The following is a 15,403-nucleotide window of genomic DNA, read 5'->3' as shown; positions in this document are numbered from 1 at the left end:
AATCAGTCACGGAAGTGGCGCTCCAGACCCTGCCACACGTCGTCGTAGCCGCGCTGCAGGTGGGACGCGGTCGCCGCCTGTTCGGTCGCCGTCACCGGCCAGCGCGTCTCGAACATGAAGGCGAGGCCGTCGTCGATCTTCTGCGGGCGCAGCTCGGCCGCGGACGCCTTCTCGAAGGTCTCGCGGTCGGGGCCGTGCGCGGACATCATGTTGTGCAGCGAGCCCCCGCCGGGCACGAAGCCCTCCGCCTTCGCGTCGTAGGCGCCCTCGATCAGGCCCATGTACTCGCTCATCACGTTCCGGTGGAAGTACGGCGGCCGGAAGGTGTCCTCGCCCACCAGCCAGCGCGGCGCGAAGACGACGAAGTCGACGCCGGCGAGGCCCGGGGTGTCGGACGGCGAGGTGAGCACCGTGAAGATCGACGGGTCCGGGTGGTCGTAGCTGATCGAGCCGATGACGTTGAAGCGGTGCAGATCGTAGACGTACGGGACGTGGTTGCCGTGCCAGGCGACCACGTCGAGCGGCGAGTGGTCGTACGTCGCCTGCCAGAGGTTGCCGCAGAACTTGTTCACCACCTCCACCGGCCCCTCGACGTCCTCGTACGCGGCGACCGGCGCCCGGAAGTCCCGCGCGTTCGCCAGGCCGTTGGCACCGATCGGGCCCAGGTCGGGAAGCTGGAAGGGCGCGCCGTAGTTCTCGCACACGTAACCGCGGGCGCTCGCGTCGAGCAGCTCCACGCGGAAGCGCACACCGCGCGGGATCAGCGCGACCTCGCCGGGCTCCGCGTGCAGCAGGCCGAACTCGGTGCGCAGGAGCAGTCCGCCGTGCTCGGGCACGACGAGCAGTTCGCCGTCCGCGTCGCTGAACACCCGTTCCGTCATCGAGGAGTTGGCGTGGTAGAGGTGAATGCCCATGCCGGTGCGCTGGGTCGCGTCGCCGTTGCCGCCGAGCGTCCACAGGCCCGCGAGGAAGTCCGTGCCGGGCGCGGGCTCGGGGAGCGGGTTCCAGCGCAGCCGGTTGGGGTCGGGCACCGACTCGGCGAAGGGGGCGGTGCGCAGCGCGCCGTTGTCGACGCGCGTGAACCGCGGGTGCGCGGCCGAGGGGCGGATGCGGTAGAGCCACGAGCGCCGGTTGTGCGCGCGGGGCTCGGTGAACGCCGAGCCGCTCAGCTGCTCGGCGTAGAGCCCGAGGGGCGCGCGCTGGGGGGAGTTGCGGCCGTGCGGCAGGGCGCCGGGCACGGCTTCGGAGCTGTGTTCGTTGCCGAAGCCGGAGAGGTAGGCCAGCCCCTCGGCGCTCTTGCGTGCGTCGCTCGCGTCCGCTCGCTCCGCGTTGCCTGCGTGGTCCCCGGTCATCGCACCGCTCCCTCATCAGTGATTCCTATGGGACACCGTAGGATTGACTTTTTCCTTCCGCAAGAGGAAGCGGGAAGGTGAGCGATGCTCTACTGTCCCGGAATGCCCCACCCGAACCCGCCCGAGGACCCGCGGCCCGGCCCGCCGTCCCCGGCCTCCATGCGCCGCGTCCCCGTACAGGAGCGCAGCACCGAACGGCTGACCCGGATCCTCGACGCCTGCGCCGCCGTCCTGGACGAGGTCGGCTACGAGGGCCTCACCACCCGCGCCGTCGCCCAGCGCGCCGGCGTCCCGATCGGCTCGGTCTACCGCTTCTTCGGCAACAAGCGCGCCCTCGTCGACGCCCTCGCCCACCGCAACCTCGACGCGTACGCGCAGCGCGTGACCGAGCGCGTCGCCGCCGTGGAGCGCGGCGACTGGCGCGGCGCCGTCGACGCGGCCTTCGACGAGTACCTGGCGATGATGCGTACGGTCCCCGGCTTCGGCCTCGTCGACTTCGGCGTCCCCTGCGCGCCCGAGGCGATGCCCGACGCCAACGTCCAGGTCGCCGAACGGGTGGCCGCGCTGCTCTCCGTCCACCTGGACCGCCCGCTCGACGCGGACCTGCGCCGCACGATGCTGGTCGGCGTCGAGGCGGTCGACGCGGTCCTCCAGCTGGCCTTCCGCGCCGCGCCGTCGGGCGACGCGGCCCTCGTCGACGAGGCACGCAAGCTGCTGCACGCGTACCTGGGGCGGTCCCTGGACTGAGCCGGCACCCGGCCGTGACCAGGAGTTTTGCGCTTATTGCTCGCACGTCAACATCTTGTTAACGCCGGAGAGCGGGTCCTAACGTCGTCCGGACCGCCAGACCTGGTGGGAGTTCGATGGTGAACGTGAGGTAGCCCCCATGCTGACAATCCTCGGATTCGTCATGATCGCCACCTTCCTGGTGTTGATCATGATGAAGAAGATGTCGCCGATCGCGGCCCTGGTGCTGATCCCCGCACTCTTCTGCGTGTTCGTCGGGAAGGGGGCCCACCTCGGGGACTACGTCCTCGACGGCGTCGGCAATCTGGCGCCCACCGCGGCCATGCTCATGTTCGCCATCGTGTACTTCGGCGTCATGATCGACGTCGGCCTGTTCGACCCGATCGTCCGGGGCATCCTGCGCTTCTGCAAGGCCGACCCGGTGCGCATCGTGATCGGCACCGCCGTGCTCGCCGCGATCGTCTCGCTCGACGGCGACGGCTCGACCACCTTCATGATCACGGTGTCGGCGATGTATCCGCTCTACCGGCGCCTGAAGATGAGCCTCGTCGTGATGACCGGTGTCGCCGCGACCGCCAACGGCGTCATGAACACGCTGCCCTGGGGCGGCCCGACGGCCCGCGCCGCGACCGCGCTCAAGGTCGACGCGACCGACATCTTCGTCCCCATGATCCCGGCGCTCGCCATGGGGCTGGTCGCCGTCTTCGTCCTCGCGTACGCCCTGGGCCTGCGCGAGCGCAAGCGGCTCGGCGTCCTGTCGCTCGACGAGGTCCTGGAGAAGGAGACCGCCGAGGAGACGGTGCTGGTCGGCGCGGGCACCGCGGGCACCGCGGGCGGCGGCGACGGGCGCACGTCGCTCACGAAGAAGCCCGCTGCCGGCTCGGGCTCCGGCTCCGGCTCCGACGCGGACGCCCCCGAGGGCGGGCCCGGCGCCGAGGACGGCGACGACGGGCTCCAGGGGCTCGACCCCCACCGCGCCACGCTGCGCCCGGGGCTCTACTGGTTCAACGCCGCCCTCACCGTCCTGCTGCTCACCGCCATGATCATGGAGTGGCTGCCGATCCCGGTCCTCTTCCTGCTCGGCGCCGCGCTCGCCCTCACCGTCAACTACCCGCACATGCCCGACCAGAGGGCCCGTGTCGCCGCCCACGCGGAGAACGTACTCAACGTCACCGGCATGGTCTTCGCCGCCGCCGTCTTCACCGGGGTGCTCACCGGCACCGGCATGGTCGACCACATGGCCGACTGGCTCGTCGGTGCCATCCCCGAGGGCATGGGCCCGCAGATGGGCCTGGTGACCGGCCTGCTCTCCATCCCGCTCACCTACTTCATGTCCAACGACGGCTTCTACTTCGGCGTCCTGCCGGTCCTCGCCGAGGCGGGCCAGGCCCACGGCGTCTCCACCCTGGAGATCGCCCGCGCCTCCATCGCCGGACAGGCGCTGCACATGTCGAGCCCGCTGGTGCCCGCCGTGTACGTCCTCGTCGGCATGGCCAAGGTCGAGTTCGGCGACCACACCAAGTTCACCGTCAAATGGGCCGTGCTCACCTCGCTGGTGGTCCTCGGCGCCGGAATCCTCTTCGGCATCATCTGATGCCGGCCGCGTCGTCCGGGCCGGCGCAAGGGCCGGGGTCCGGGCCCGGTGCCAGGGGGTGGCTGCTGCGCCTCGTCATCGCCTTCGGCTTCGCGCAGGGGGCGGTGTCGATGGCGCGGCCCGCCGTCTCCTACCGGGCCCTCGCGCTGGGCGCCGACGAGCGGGCCGTCGGCGTCATCGCGGGCGTGTACGCCCTGCTGCCGCTCTTCGCCGCCGTCCCGCTCGGCCGCCGGACGGACCACGGGCGGTGCGCGCCGCTGCTGCCGCTCGGCGTCTTCCTGATCGCCGGCGGCTGCGCCCTGAGCGGTACGGCGGACTCGCTCGCCGCGATGGCCGCCTGGAGCGGGGTGATGGGCCTCGGCCACCTCTGCTTCGTGATCGGCGCCCAGTCGATCGTGGCCCGGCAGTCCGCGCCCGCCGAACAGGACCGCAACTTCGGCCACTTCACCATCGGCGCCTCCCTCGGCCAGCTGATCGGGCCGGTCGCCGCGGGCGCCCTGATCGGTGCCGACACCGGCCGTACGAGCGCCCTCGCGCTGGTCGTCGCGGCGGGGGTCGCCGCCGTCTCGCTCACCTCGCTGTGGCGCATCGAGCGGCGGCGGACGGGGCCCGCGCCGGAGCGGGCGCAGCGCGTCCCGGTGCTCGGCATCCTGCGCACCCGGGGCGTGCCCGCGGGCATCTTCATCAGCCTCGCCGTGCTCTCCGCCACGGACATCCTCACCGCCTACCTCCCGGTGGTCGGCGAACACCGGGGCATCGCCCCCGCCACCGTGGGCCTGCTGCTCTCGTTGCGGGCCGCCGCCACGATCGCCTGCCGGCTCGTGATGACGCCGATGATCCGCCGCCTCGGCCGCGGCGCACTCCTGGCCGGCACCTGTCTGCTCGGCGGGCTGCTGTGCGCGGCCATGGCGCTGCCCGTCCCGGTCTGGGGCCTCGCCCTGATGCTCGCCGCGCTCGGCTTCTGCCTGGGGGTGGGCCAGCCGCTCTCCATGACGACCGTCGTCCAGGCGGCCCCCGACGGCGCCCGCTCGACGGCCCTGGCCCTGCGCCTCACCGGCAACCGCCTCGGCCAGGTCGCGGCTCCCGCGTCGGCGGGCCTGGTGGCGGGGGTCGCCGGGGTGGCGGCACCGTTCGTGATGTTGGGCGGGTTGTTGCTGGTGGGGGCGGGGCTGGGGCTGCGCGGGCTTCCCTGGGGCGGGGGTGGCCCGCCGGGGGCGGGGGAGGGCGGGGCCGGCCGAACGGGTCACCGGGACAAGCGAGTTGTCGGGCGGTCCTGAGTCCTGAGGGGCCGGGGGCGGTGGGAAACGGTCGGGGTACGGACGCGGTAAGGGACCGGTTCGGACCCGGCACGGACGCGGTACGAGCCAGGTTCGGACCCGGTACGGAACTGATGAGGGCGAGGCGTCACCCCCGCCCGGCCGCAGACCCAGACCCCGCTCCCGGCCCCGACCCCGCTCCCGGCCCAGACCCCGGCCCCGCTCCCCGCCCAGCCGCAGACCCCGACCCCGCTCCCGCCCCGGACCCCGCCAGCGCCCGCGTCCCCGCCGCGCAGCCCTCCCGTACGTCCGCCAGTTCCTCCGCCGTCAGCTGCCGGCCCGCCGAGCCGCGGCGGCTGCCGTCGAGGTGGGCGCAGGCGCCGTCCAGCCAGGAGGTGACCGGTTCGACCCCGACGAACGCCGCGAGGCGGGTCAGTTCCTCGCGTGGGGCGTCGAGCAGATCCTCGTAGGCCAGCGACATGCCCTGTCCGGCGGGCAGGCCGTCGAGGAAGCGGACGCCGTCCCCGACCAGTTCGGACCAGAGGTCGGCGAAGCGGCGCAGGGGCAGATCGCGGTCGCGTACGAGGGCCGCGTCGAACCGCTCGCCGAGCAGGGGGGCCAGATCCGGCGGCAGGGACCGCACCTGCTCGGCCGTCAGCTCGGCCAGGTGCTCCACCCCCGTCCGCTCCGCGATCTCCCGCATCAGCGTGATCACCCGGTACCCGGGATGACGGCTCATGGACAGGGCGCAGTCCGGCCCGTCCCGGTGCAGGTGCACGAACCGCGCGTACGGGAACGCGGCCCGCAGCCCCGGTGCCCAGCCCGTCGAGTACCCGGAGCGCTCCACCGCCGCCGTGCGCCCGAACCGTTCGCCGAGCAGCGCGAAGAGCGCCTCGTGATGGCGCGGGGCCGTACGGTCGGGCCACTCGACGACCGCCGCGCGGATCTCGTCGAGGAGGGCGTCGGGATCGTCGGTGAGGTGGGGCAGCACCATCAGGGAGAGCGCGGGGATGCCGGTGGTCCCGGCCGCGTACCGGCCCGGCCTGCGGGTGTAGAGGAACTCCGGCATCAGCACCCCGCTGCGGAGCATGCCCGCGAAGTACGGGGTGGGCCGGAAGAGCGTCTCCCAGAACTCCGCGCCGGTCAGCCGCCCCTCGGGGAAGGCCGCGTCGCCGACCGAGGCCATGTACTCGTTGAGGCTGAGCACGTCGGGGTGGGTGCTGAGGATGCGGGAGAGGGCGGTGGAGCCGCTGCGGCCCGTGCCGATGACGAAGGTCAGGCTGCGCACGATCACCCTCCGGGGCGGTGTCGCGGGTCTTGCGGGACGCTGTGCACCTCAGCACACGGACGCGTGGGCGCACCAGATGGCACGGGAGATGGTCACGGGGCGCACTCGTTGGCACGGGCATGGCGCGGACCCCCCTGGTGTCCGAAAACTATCAGCGCTAGTTTGGGGGCGCCGACGACTATCTGGAGGAACGCGATGAAGGCCCACGACGGGATGTACATCGACGGTGCCTGGCGCCCGGCCGCGGGCACCGACACCATCACGGTCCTGAACCCGGCCGACGAAGAGCCCGTCGGCCGGGTCCCGGCCGGCACCGCGCAGGACGTCGACGCCGCGGTGCGCGCCGCCCGCGCCGCCCTGCCCGGCTGGGCCGCCACGCCGCCCGCCGAGCGCGCCTCCCTGATCGGCGCCCTCAGGGACCGCCTGGTCGCCCGCAAGGACGAGATCGCCGAGACCGTCACCGCCGAGCTGGGCGCGCCCCTGGCGTTCTCCGAGGCCGTGCACGCCGGCGTGCCGATCCTGGTCTCCGGCTCGTACGCCGAGCTCGCCGCGGCCCACCCCTTCCAGGAGCGGGTGGGCAACTCCACCGTCTATCTGGAGCCGGTCGGCGTGGTCGGCGCGATCACGCCCTGGAACTACCCGCTGCACCAGATCGTCAACAAGGTGGCGCCCGCCCTCGCCGCGGGCTGCACGGTGGTGCTGAAGCCCGCCGAGGACACCCCGCTCACCGCCCAGCTCTTCGCCGAGGCGGTGCACGAGGCGGGCGTGCCCGCGGGCGTCTTCAACCTGGTCACCGGACTCGGCCCGGTCGCGGGCCAGGCACTCGCGGAGCACGAGGGCGTCGACCTCGTCTCGTTCACCGGCTCCACCGCCGTCGGCCGGCAGATCGGCGCCACCGCGGGCGCGGCCGTCAAGCGCGTCGCGCTGGAGCTCGGCGGCAAGTCCGCCAACGTCATCCTGCCGAGCGCCGACCTCGCCAAGGCCGTGAACGTCGGCGTCGCCAACGTCATGTCCAACTCCGGCCAGACGTGCAGCGCCTGGACCCGCATGCTGGTGCATACCGACCGTTACGAGGAGGCGGTCGAGCTCGCCGCCGCCGCGGCCGCCAAGTACGGCCCGCGCATCGGCCCCGTCGTCAACGCCAAGCAGCAGGCACGCGTGCGCGGCTACATCGAGAAGGGCGTCGAGGAGGGCGCCCGGATCGTGGCCGGCGGCCCCGAAGCCCCGCAGGACAAGGGCTACTTCGTCCAGCCGACCGTCTTCGCCGACGTCACGCCCGAGATGACCATCGCCCAGGAGGAGATCTTCGGCCCGGTCGTCTCGATCATCCGGTACGAGGACGAGGACGACGCCCTGCGCATCGCGAACGGCACCGTGTACGGGCTGGCGGGCGCCGTGTGGGCGGCCGACGACGCGGAGGCCGTGGCCTTCGCGCGCCGCATGGACACCGGCCAGGTCGACATCAACGGCGGCAGCTTCAACCCCCTGGCCCCCTTCGGCGGGTACAAGCAGTCGGGCGTCGGCCGCGAACTGGGTGCGCACGGCCTGACCGAGTACCTGCAGACGAAGTCCCTGCAGTTCTGACCCGCACGACCGCCCCCAGGTCCTGAGCCCCGCCCCCAGCCCGCCCACTTCCCCAAGGAGTACGTGAACGTGGTCCGCGCCGCCATCCTCCCCGCCGTCGGCTCCCCGCTGGAGATCGCCGAGATCGACCTGCCGGAGCCGGGGCCCGGCCAGGTCCGGGTGCGCCTCGCCGCAGCCGGGGTCTGCCACTCCGACCTGTCCCTCACCAACGGCACGATGCGGGTCCCGGTGCCCGCCGTCCTCGGCCACGAGGGCGCGGGCACCGTGGTCTCCGTCGGGGAGGGCGTCACCCACGTCGCCCCCGGCGACGGCGTCGTCCTGAACTGGGCGCCGTCCTGCGGCAGTTGTCACGCCTGCACGCTCGGCGAGGTGTGGCTCTGCGGCAACGCGCTCGCGGGCGCGGCGGACGTCTACGCCCGGCGCTCCGACGGCACCGATCTCCACCCCGGCCTGAACGTCGCCGCGTTCGCCGAGGAGACGGTGGCCGCGGCGGGCTGTGTCCTGCCGGTGCCGGACGGCGTCCCGCTCACCGACGCGGCCCTGCTCGGCTGCGCCGTCCTGACCGGGTACGGCGCCGTGCACCACGCGGCGCGGGTCCGGGAGGGTGAGAGCGTGGCGGTCTTCGGCGTCGGCGGGGTGGGCCTCGCCACGCTGCAGGCGGCCAGGATCGCGGGCGCGGCACGGATCGTCGCGGTCGATGTCTCCCCGGAGAAGGAGGAGTTGGCGCGCGCCGCGGGCGCCACGGAGTACGTGGTGGCGTCGGAGACGACGGCGAAGGACATCCGTAAGCTCACCGGCGGCCATGGCGTCGACGTGGCCGTGGAGTGCGTGGGCCGCGCGGTGACGATCCGTACGGCCTGGGAGTCGACCCGGCGCGGCGGCCGCACCACGGTGGTCGGCATCGGCGGCAAGGACCAGCAGGTCACCTTCAACGCCCTGGAGCTCTTCCACTGGGGCAGGACGCTCTCCGGCTGCGTGTACGGCAACTGCGACCCGGCGGTCGACCTGCCGATCCTCGCCGAACACGTCCGCGCGGGCCGGCTCGACCTCGGCGCCCTGGTGACCGACCGGATCGCCCTCGACGACATTCCGGCCGCCTTCGACAACATGGTCGCGGGCAAGGGCGGCCGGGCGCTGGTCGTCTTCTGACCGGATCCGGCCGGTCGGCGGTCAGCCCTCCGCGGCCGGAACGGTGAGCCGGGGGAAGGCCGTCGCCGCCGCCAGGAACACGAGGGTCGTCAGCACGAACGGCCACGTGAAGGCGTGGCCGCCGGCCGGCGCGGCGAGCGCCGCCACCGCCGGGCTGAGCGCCGTCGCGGTGGCGGCGCCCACGAGCGCGTACGTGAGTGTCGCCGCCCGCGCCGGCAGGAAGACCCCGCACAGGGCGAGGGCGACGAGGACGGCGTTGTACCCCGTCGTGCCGTCGGCGATCCGCGCCGCGGGCGCGCCCAGCGCCCAGCCCGTGGCGATGCCGACGGCGCTGCCCAGGCTCGCCACGGCGGCCACGCGGGGCCCGGCGACGAGGAAGCCGAGCAGCAGCAGGGCGCCCACGTACCACTGGGGCATGAGGAAGATCTGGCCGAAGCCGGCGAAGAACCCCCGGGCGAGGTCGTCCGGTTGGAGGGAGGTCGGCCCCGACGCGGGCGCCGCGAGCGCGGCCAGGCCCTCGCCGTGGTGCCACACCCGCCGGAAGCCGGGCGCCGCGACCGTCGTCGCGGAGGCGACCAGACAGAACGGCAGGGTGAGCGAGGGCAGTCCCCAGACCCCGAAGAGCCGCACCACGGCCGCCGTCACGACGGTGACGACCACGCAGCCCGCGACCGCGAGCAGCGCGGTCGAGAGGTGCTCCGCGCCGAGGAAGACCGCGCAACCGAGCGCCGTCAGGCAGGCGTTGAAGCCTTCGAGGCCGACCGAGACACGGTCGCGGTCCACGCCCAGGAGCCGTGCCGTGGCCGTGCCGACGGCGGCGCCGCCCAGGCCGTAGAGCCCGTACTCCCAGCCCGCCGCGAAGAGCGCGAGGCAGAAGAGGGCGCCCGCCGCGGCGCTCGGCAGGAAGGTGACCTGCGCGTGCCCGCGCAGCACCTGCGCGGCGAAGGCGCGGGCGCGCGGCATCCCGGCCACCCGTCCCGTACCACCGGTCGAGCCCCCGGCGTCCAGCGCATCCGTCGCGTGCCCCACGGCCACCCCCGCGTTCTGTACTTGTGTCCCATACATCCGGCGTCCGGTTATTAACGCACGCGGCCTCCGCGGCCCGGCGCCGGACGAGACGGATGCAGGTTACATCTACTTATCCGGGGTGGGGACCTCCGGAACATCGCCGGGCCGGGCGCGGGGGCGGGATCGAGCCACCGCGACCCCCGCGAGGCAGAGCGCGCCGCCCCCCAGCGTGACCGCCCCCGGCACCTCGTCGAGCGCCAGCCACGACATCAGGACGACCAGGGCGGGCACGGCGTACGTCGTCGCGCCCATCCGGCTCGCGGTCGTCCTGGCCAGCGCGTACGCCCATGTGGTGAAGGCGAGCGCGGTCGGAAAGACGCCCAGATAGACCATGTTGAGGGTCGCGGAGGCCGGCGCGTGGCGCAGGTCGGTCACCAACTGCCCCGCGAACGGCAGACACAGGACCGCACCCGCCAGGCAGCCGAAAGTCGTCACCTGCAGCGCGCTCGCGCTGCCCAGCGCGGGCTTCTGTGCGACGACGCCGGCGGCGTACCCCACGGCCGCCGTCAGGCAGAGCGCCACACCGAGGAGCGAGGCGCGCCCCTCGCCGGACATCGAGAAGCCGACGGCGGCCGCCCCCGCGAACGAGACGGCCATGCCCGCGAGCAGCCGCGGCGGCAGCGGGTCGCCGAGCAGCCGCGAGCCGAGCAGGGCGACGAGGAGGGGGCCGATGTTCACCAGCAGCGCGGCGGTGCCCGCGTCGACCTGCTGCTCGCCCCAGTTGAGGACGACCATGTACACCCCGAACCACAGCAGCCCGGAGACGGCGATCCCCGGCCAGGCGGCCCGCGGCGGCAGCCCCTCCCTGCGCACCGCCCAGACGGCCACCAGCGTCACCGCCCCGGCGAGGAGCCGCCCGAGCGCCAGCGCGCCGGGGGAGTAGGCGGAGCCCGCACTGCGGATCGACACGAAGGCGGAGGCCCACATGACGACGGTGACCGTGGCGGCGGCCGCGGCGAGGAGCTGGGGGCGCGGCGGTGGACGACGGGAGAGGGAGCCGGCTTTCGCGCGAGCGGAAGCCGGGGGACGGGTGACGGGGGCCGGGCGGGAGGAAGACATGCGCAGAGGCTAGAACGCGAACGCTTCGGCGCTCACCGCACGGTTGCCGTCAGCCGCAGGGTCCGTCCATCACCTCCGCACGGTTGCCGTCAGCCGCAGTGTCCGTCCACCACCTCCGCACGCCCACCTCACCGGAGGGCCTCGAACCAGGTCATCAGCACCCCGCTCGGGAACTCCTCGCGTGCGGTCACGCGGAACCGCGTGGGGTCGAACTCCCCGGCGAACACGGGGACTCCGGCCCCCGCGACCACGGGGTAGCTCTTGACGATCAGCTCATCGAGCTCGGGCAGCAGCGCCGCCGCCACCCGTCCGCCGCCGCACAGCCAGATGTCCTTAGGGCCGTGTCGAAGCGGAGGTTCGGGGCGTCCGTGAGGCCGGCGAGCGGGCGGACCGTCGAGGGAGGTGCCGATGTAGTACACCAGCTTGCGCATCCGGTAACTCCTCCTGTAGTACTGCTGCTGTAGTGGTCGCAACGTAGTACTGCAAATGGAGTGGTGTCAATGGTGCGCAGGAACGACGGTCGGCGGGCTGCCCTGGTCGACGCCGCCATCGAGGTGCTGGCCAGGGAGGGCGCCCGCGGGCTGACCTTCCGGGCCGTGGACGCGGAGGCCGCGGTGCCCACCGGTACCGCGTCCAACTACTTCGGCAACCGGGACGACCTGCTGACCCAGGCGGGCGCCCGGGTGTACGAGCGGCTCACGCCGGGCGCCGCGGAGATCGAACGGCAGCGCACCGCCACGCCGGACAAGGAGACCTACGTCAAGCTGATGCGCGAGGTCGTCGGCCGGGTCAGCGGCTTCCGTACGGGATATCTGGCCCTGCTCGAACTGCGCCTGGAGGCGACCCGGCGCCCCGAGCTGCGCGCCGTCCTGACCGAGCGCGTCCGCGCCGACCTCGACGCCAACCTCGCGTACCACGAGGCCTCCGGCCTTCCGGGCGACGCGATGGCGGTCAAGTTGCTGTACCTGACGTTCAATTGGCTGATCGTCGAGCAGCTCACCCTGCCGGACGTGCTCTCGGAGGCCGAGCGCGACGCGATCGTCGCGGCGGCGGTGGACCGGGTCATCGCGGGCTGACCGTCCGGTGGGGTGGGTGGCTCGGCAGCTAGATGCGACGGGCGGCCGGCCCTACAGGCCGTCGATCCCGAGGTGCGCGGCGAAGGCCCGCGTCCCGGACGGCGTGACCCGTACGGCCCGCTCCGAGCCGATCCGCTCGCACCAGCCCTCGGCCAGCGCGTGCCGGCACAGCGCGGCTCCGGCGAGCCCGGCCAGGTGCGGCCTGCGCTCCGTCCAGTCCAGGCAGGACCTGGCCAGCGGCCGCCGCCCGCCGGACGCGAGCGCGATGCCCAGCTCCCCGAACCAGGCCACGCCCCGGTCGGTCAGGGCGAACCCGGTGTCCTGCCGCAGCAGCCCGCGGTCCGTCATGGCACCGGTGATCGTGGTGCCGAGGCGCCCCGCCAGGTGGTCGTAGCAGGTGCGGCCCCGCGCCATCGCGCCGGCGGCGCCCGCCTCGCGCAGCGTGCGGGGCGCGGTCCGCACGCCCGGCGCCGCGTGGGCGGCGAGGTCCTCGACGAGCTGGGCGACCCGCTCGTCGGCCAGGCGTACATAGCGGTGCCGCCCCTGCCGCTCCTCGGCGAGCAGACCGCCGCCGACCAGCCGGCCCAGGTGCTCGCTGGCCGTCGACGGGGCGACGCCCGCGTGCCGGGCCAGCTCACCGGCCGTCCAGGCCCGCCCGTCGAGCAGCGCGAGCAGACAGGCGGCCCGCGTCTCGTCCGCGAACAGAGCGGCGAGGGAGGCGAGGGCGGGGGCGACGGCGTTCTTCGAGGGGCCGGGTCTCATGCGACCAGGATGGCGCAGGAACACTTCGGCCCGCACCGAACGGTGACCACGGACGGGGACGGGGGCTGGATCGGGCCCCGCACCGAACGGTGACCCACCAACGGCCCGCGTCAGGCCCGCACCCGCACCTGCTCGTACTGCAGCGCGAGGCCGTCGAGCAGTGCCCGCAGGCCCGCCTCGAAGGCCCGCTCGTCGATGACCTGTTGGCGGTCGGCGAGGAGGTGGGCCTGGCCCAGGTGCGGGTAGTCCGCGGGGTCGTACGCCGCCTCGTCGTCCACGAAGCCCCCGGCGAACGAGCCGAGCGCGGAGCCCATGATGAAGTACCGCATCAGCGCGCCGATGGACGTGGCCTGCGCGGCGGGCCAGCCCGCGTCCACCATCGCCCCGAACACCGCGTCGGCGAGCCGCAGTCCGGCGGGCCGCCGCCCCGGCCCGCTCGCCAGCACCGGAACGATGTTCGGGTGCAGGGTGAGCGCGGCCCGGTAGGAGACCGCCCAGTCGTGCAGCGCCGTGCGCCAGTCGCGCCCGTCGGACGGCTCGAACATCGCCAGGTCGACCTGCGCGCTCACCGAGTCGGCGACCGCCTCCAGGATCTGGTCCTTGGTGCGGAAGTGGTTGTAGAGCGAGGGCCCGCTGACGCCGAGCTCGGCGGCGAGGCGGCGCGTGGAGACGGCCGCGAGTCCCTCGGAGTCCACGAGAGCGCGGGCCGTGTCGACGATGCGTTCACGGCTGAGGAGGGGCTTGCGCGGTCGGGCCATGCGGCACATAGTAGGGCTGCCGCCACAAACTAGCAGTGCTAATTTAAAACTCGACGTCCGCACGACGTCTGTTCGAGTAACCCGCCGTAACCCGACGTGAGAGGTGTCCGCGATGAACCTGGAGCTCAGCGACGAGCAGGCCGCCGTCCGCCGGCTTGCCGAGGATTTCGTGGCCCGCGAGATCACTCCGCACGTCGTGGAGTGGGACCGCGCCGAGAGCGTCGACCGGTCCCTCGTGAAGAAGCTCGGCGAGGTCGGCTTCCTGGGACTCACCATCGACGAGGAGTACGGCGGCTCGGGCGGCGACCACCTCGCGTACTGCCTGGTCACCGAGGAGCTGGGGCGCGGCGACTCCTCGGTGCGCGGCATCGTCTCGGTCTCGCTCGGCCTGGTCGCCAAGAGCGTCGCGCACTGGGGCAGCGAGGAGCAGAAGCGGCAGTGGCTGCCGGGGCTCACCTCCGGCGCGTACGTGGGGTGCTTCGGGCTCACCGAGCCGGGCACCGGCTCCGACGCGGGCAGCCTGACGACGAGGGCCGTGCGCGACGGCGACTCCTACGTCGTCAACGGCACCAAGATGTTCATCACCAACGGCACCTGGGCCGACGTCGTCCTCCTCTTCGCCCGCACCGGCGACGCCCCGGGCCACAAGGGCGTCTCCGCCTTCTTGGTCCCCACCGACACGCCCGGCCTGACCCGCCGCACCCTGCACGGCAAGCTCGGCCTGCGCGGCCAGGCCACCGCCGAAATCGTCCTGGAGGACGTCCGCGTGCCGGCCTCGGCGATGCTGGCCCCCGAGGGCAAGGGTTTCTCCGTCGCCATGTCGGCCCTCGCCAAGGGGCGCATGTCGGTCGCCGCGGGGTGCGTGGGCATCGCGCAGGCCGCGCTCGACGCCGCGGTCCGCTACGCCGGTGAGCGCGAGCAGTTCGGCAAGAGCATCGCCCACCACCAGCTGGTCCAGGAGCTGCTCAGCGACATCGCGGTGGACGTGGACGCCGCGCGCCTGCTGACCTGGCGGGTCGCCGACCTCATCGACCGGGGCCTGCCCTTCGCCACGGAGTCCTCCAAGGCCAAGCTGTTCGCCTCGGAGGCCGCCGTGCGCGCCGCCAACAACGCCCTGCAGGTCTTCGGCGGCTACGGCTACATCGACGAGTACCCGGCGGGCAAACTGCTGCGCGACGCGCGCGTGATGACCCTCTACGAAGGCACCAGCCAGATCCAGAAGCTCGTCATCGGCCGCGCGCTCACGGGGGTCTCCGCCTTCTGACGGCGGCCCGGCGCACGGGAGTCGGACGCGTGCGGTGCGCGTGCGCAGTGCGTACGACAGCTGAGTACGTGAGGTGAGTACGGCGACGGATGTGGCGCCGCCGCTGCCCGTAGAGGCTGTGCCCATGAGCGAAACACCGGTCAAGCAGCAGAACACCGCCGCCTACTACGGCCAGGCGATCGCGTCGTTCGCCTTCGCGCTCGCCGCGACGGCGATCGGCATCTACAGCCTCGACGTCAGCGGCTGGATCCGCGCCTTCCTCGCCGTCTCCGTCCTGTATCTGACGACGTCCGCGTTCACCCTGGCCAAGGTGGTCAGGGACCGGCAGGAGGCCGACCAGATCGTGAGCCGGGTCGACCAGGCCCGCCTGGAGAAGATCCTCGCCGACCACGACCCCTTCAAGCCCGTCGCCTGAACCGCTCCCTAAGCGCTTGCTCACCCCGCGG

Annotated in this window: 15 protein-coding genes; 8 read left to right on the top strand and 7 right to left on the bottom strand. The window is 73.4% G+C overall.

Features of this window, described 5'->3' with window-relative positions:
* Window positions 1-2 precede the first annotated feature (2 nt).
* On the bottom strand, window positions 3-1,352 hold the full coding sequence (gene hmgA, locus ACFYO9_RS35270) for a homogentisate 1,2-dioxygenase (protein WP_358777969.1): 1,350 nt from the start codon (window positions 1,350-1,352) through the stop codon (window positions 3-5).
* A 102-nt stretch (window positions 1,353-1,454) separates the two neighbouring features.
* On the opposite strand from hmgA, the gene ACFYO9_RS35265 reads away from it, so the two are divergent.
* The 3 genes from ACFYO9_RS35265 to ACFYO9_RS35255 all read left to right on the top strand — a co-directional run bounded on the left by ACFYO9_RS35265 (window position 1,455) and on the right by ACFYO9_RS35255 (window position 4,970).
* Entirely contained in the window at window positions 1,455-2,099 is a 645-nt protein-coding gene (locus ACFYO9_RS35265; RefSeq protein ID WP_358777968.1) for a TetR/AcrR family transcriptional regulator, read from the top strand.
* A gap of 139 nt (window positions 2,100-2,238) precedes the next feature.
* The gene (locus ACFYO9_RS35260) at window positions 2,239-3,693 is read left to right on the top strand and encodes a citrate:proton symporter (RefSeq protein ID WP_358777967.1); all 1,455 of its coding nucleotides are present in this window, start codon (window positions 2,239-2,241) and stop codon (window positions 3,691-3,693) included.
* Window positions 3,693-4,970, top strand: a complete 1,278-nt coding sequence (locus ACFYO9_RS35255) for an MFS transporter (protein ID WP_358777966.1) — start codon at window positions 3,693-3,695, stop codon at window positions 4,968-4,970. Before ACFYO9_RS35260 ends, ACFYO9_RS35255 begins: the two co-directional genes overlap by 1 nt.
* Window positions 4,971-5,097: 127 nt before the next feature.
* Here ACFYO9_RS35255 and ACFYO9_RS35250 read toward each other — a convergent pair whose 3' ends face one another.
* On the bottom strand, window positions 5,098-6,237 hold the full coding sequence (locus ACFYO9_RS35250) for a sulfotransferase (protein ID WP_358777965.1): 1,140 nt from the start codon (window positions 6,235-6,237) through the stop codon (window positions 5,098-5,100).
* Between the two features lie 195 nt (window positions 6,238-6,432).
* On the opposite strand from ACFYO9_RS35250, the gene ACFYO9_RS35245 reads away from it, so the two are divergent.
* Window positions 6,433-7,821 (top strand): aldehyde dehydrogenase family protein, encoded by a 1,389-nt coding sequence (locus ACFYO9_RS35245; RefSeq protein ID WP_358777964.1) that lies wholly within the window; start codon window positions 6,433-6,435, stop codon window positions 7,819-7,821.
* 69 nt (window positions 7,822-7,890) lie between these two features.
* Window positions 7,891-8,970 (top strand): zinc-binding dehydrogenase, encoded by a 1,080-nt coding sequence (locus ACFYO9_RS35240; RefSeq protein ID WP_358777987.1) that lies wholly within the window; start codon window positions 7,891-7,893, stop codon window positions 8,968-8,970.
* A 21-nt stretch (window positions 8,971-8,991) separates the two neighbouring features.
* Here ACFYO9_RS35240 and ACFYO9_RS35235 read toward each other — a convergent pair whose 3' ends face one another.
* From ACFYO9_RS35235 to ACFYO9_RS35225, 3 genes are all read right to left on the bottom strand, one after another.
* Entirely contained in the window at window positions 8,992-10,005 is a 1,014-nt protein-coding gene (locus tag ACFYO9_RS35235) for an urea transporter (RefSeq protein ID WP_388667038.1), read from the bottom strand.
* A 99-nt stretch (window positions 10,006-10,104) separates the two neighbouring features.
* Window positions 10,105-11,097, bottom strand: a complete 993-nt coding sequence (locus ACFYO9_RS35230; protein ID WP_358777963.1) for a DMT family transporter — start codon at window positions 11,095-11,097, stop codon at window positions 10,105-10,107.
* 128 nt (window positions 11,098-11,225) lie between these two features.
* Window positions 11,226-11,528, bottom strand: coding sequence for a hypothetical protein (locus ACFYO9_RS35225; RefSeq protein ID WP_358777962.1), 303 nt, complete (start codon window positions 11,526-11,528; stop codon window positions 11,226-11,228).
* Window positions 11,529-11,597: 69 nt separating this feature from the next.
* Here ACFYO9_RS35225 and ACFYO9_RS35220 point away from each other — a divergent pair, with 69 nt between their 5' ends.
* Window positions 11,598-12,173: a TetR family transcriptional regulator gene (locus ACFYO9_RS35220; protein ID WP_358709749.1), complete on the top strand. Its 576-nt coding sequence runs from the start codon at window positions 11,598-11,600 to the stop codon at window positions 12,171-12,173.
* A 51-nt stretch (window positions 12,174-12,224) separates the two neighbouring features.
* Here the strand turns inward: ACFYO9_RS35220 and ACFYO9_RS35215 are convergent, their stop codons facing one another.
* Window positions 12,225-12,935: a helix-turn-helix transcriptional regulator gene (locus ACFYO9_RS35215; protein ID WP_355810106.1), complete on the bottom strand. Its 711-nt coding sequence runs from the start codon at window positions 12,933-12,935 to the stop codon at window positions 12,225-12,227.
* Window positions 12,936-13,045: 110 nt separating this feature from the next.
* Window positions 13,046-13,693, bottom strand: a complete 648-nt coding sequence (locus tag ACFYO9_RS35210; protein ID WP_355810109.1) for a TetR/AcrR family transcriptional regulator C-terminal domain-containing protein — start codon at window positions 13,691-13,693, stop codon at window positions 13,046-13,048.
* A 112-nt stretch (window positions 13,694-13,805) separates the two neighbouring features.
* On the opposite strand from ACFYO9_RS35210, the gene ACFYO9_RS35205 reads away from it, so the two are divergent.
* Both ACFYO9_RS35205 and ACFYO9_RS35200 read left to right on the top strand, forming a co-directional pair.
* Complete coding sequence (locus ACFYO9_RS35205; protein WP_355810111.1) at window positions 13,806-14,957, top strand: acyl-CoA dehydrogenase family protein; 1,152 nt, start codon at window positions 13,806-13,808, stop codon at window positions 14,955-14,957.
* A 124-nt stretch (window positions 14,958-15,081) separates the two neighbouring features.
* The gene (locus tag ACFYO9_RS35200) at window positions 15,082-15,372 is read left to right on the top strand and encodes a YiaA/YiaB family inner membrane protein (RefSeq protein ID WP_355810114.1); all 291 of its coding nucleotides are present in this window, start codon (window positions 15,082-15,084) and stop codon (window positions 15,370-15,372) included.
* The last annotated feature ends 31 nt before the right edge of the window (window positions 15,373-15,403 follow it).

The organism is Streptomyces sp. NPDC005863, from assembly GCF_042871345.1.
Taxonomy (GTDB): domain Bacteria; phylum Actinomycetota; class Actinomycetes; order Streptomycetales; family Streptomycetaceae; genus Streptomyces.
The sequence above is the reverse complement of the archived record's forward strand: the minus strand, read 5'-3'. Positions and strand labels throughout refer to the sequence as shown.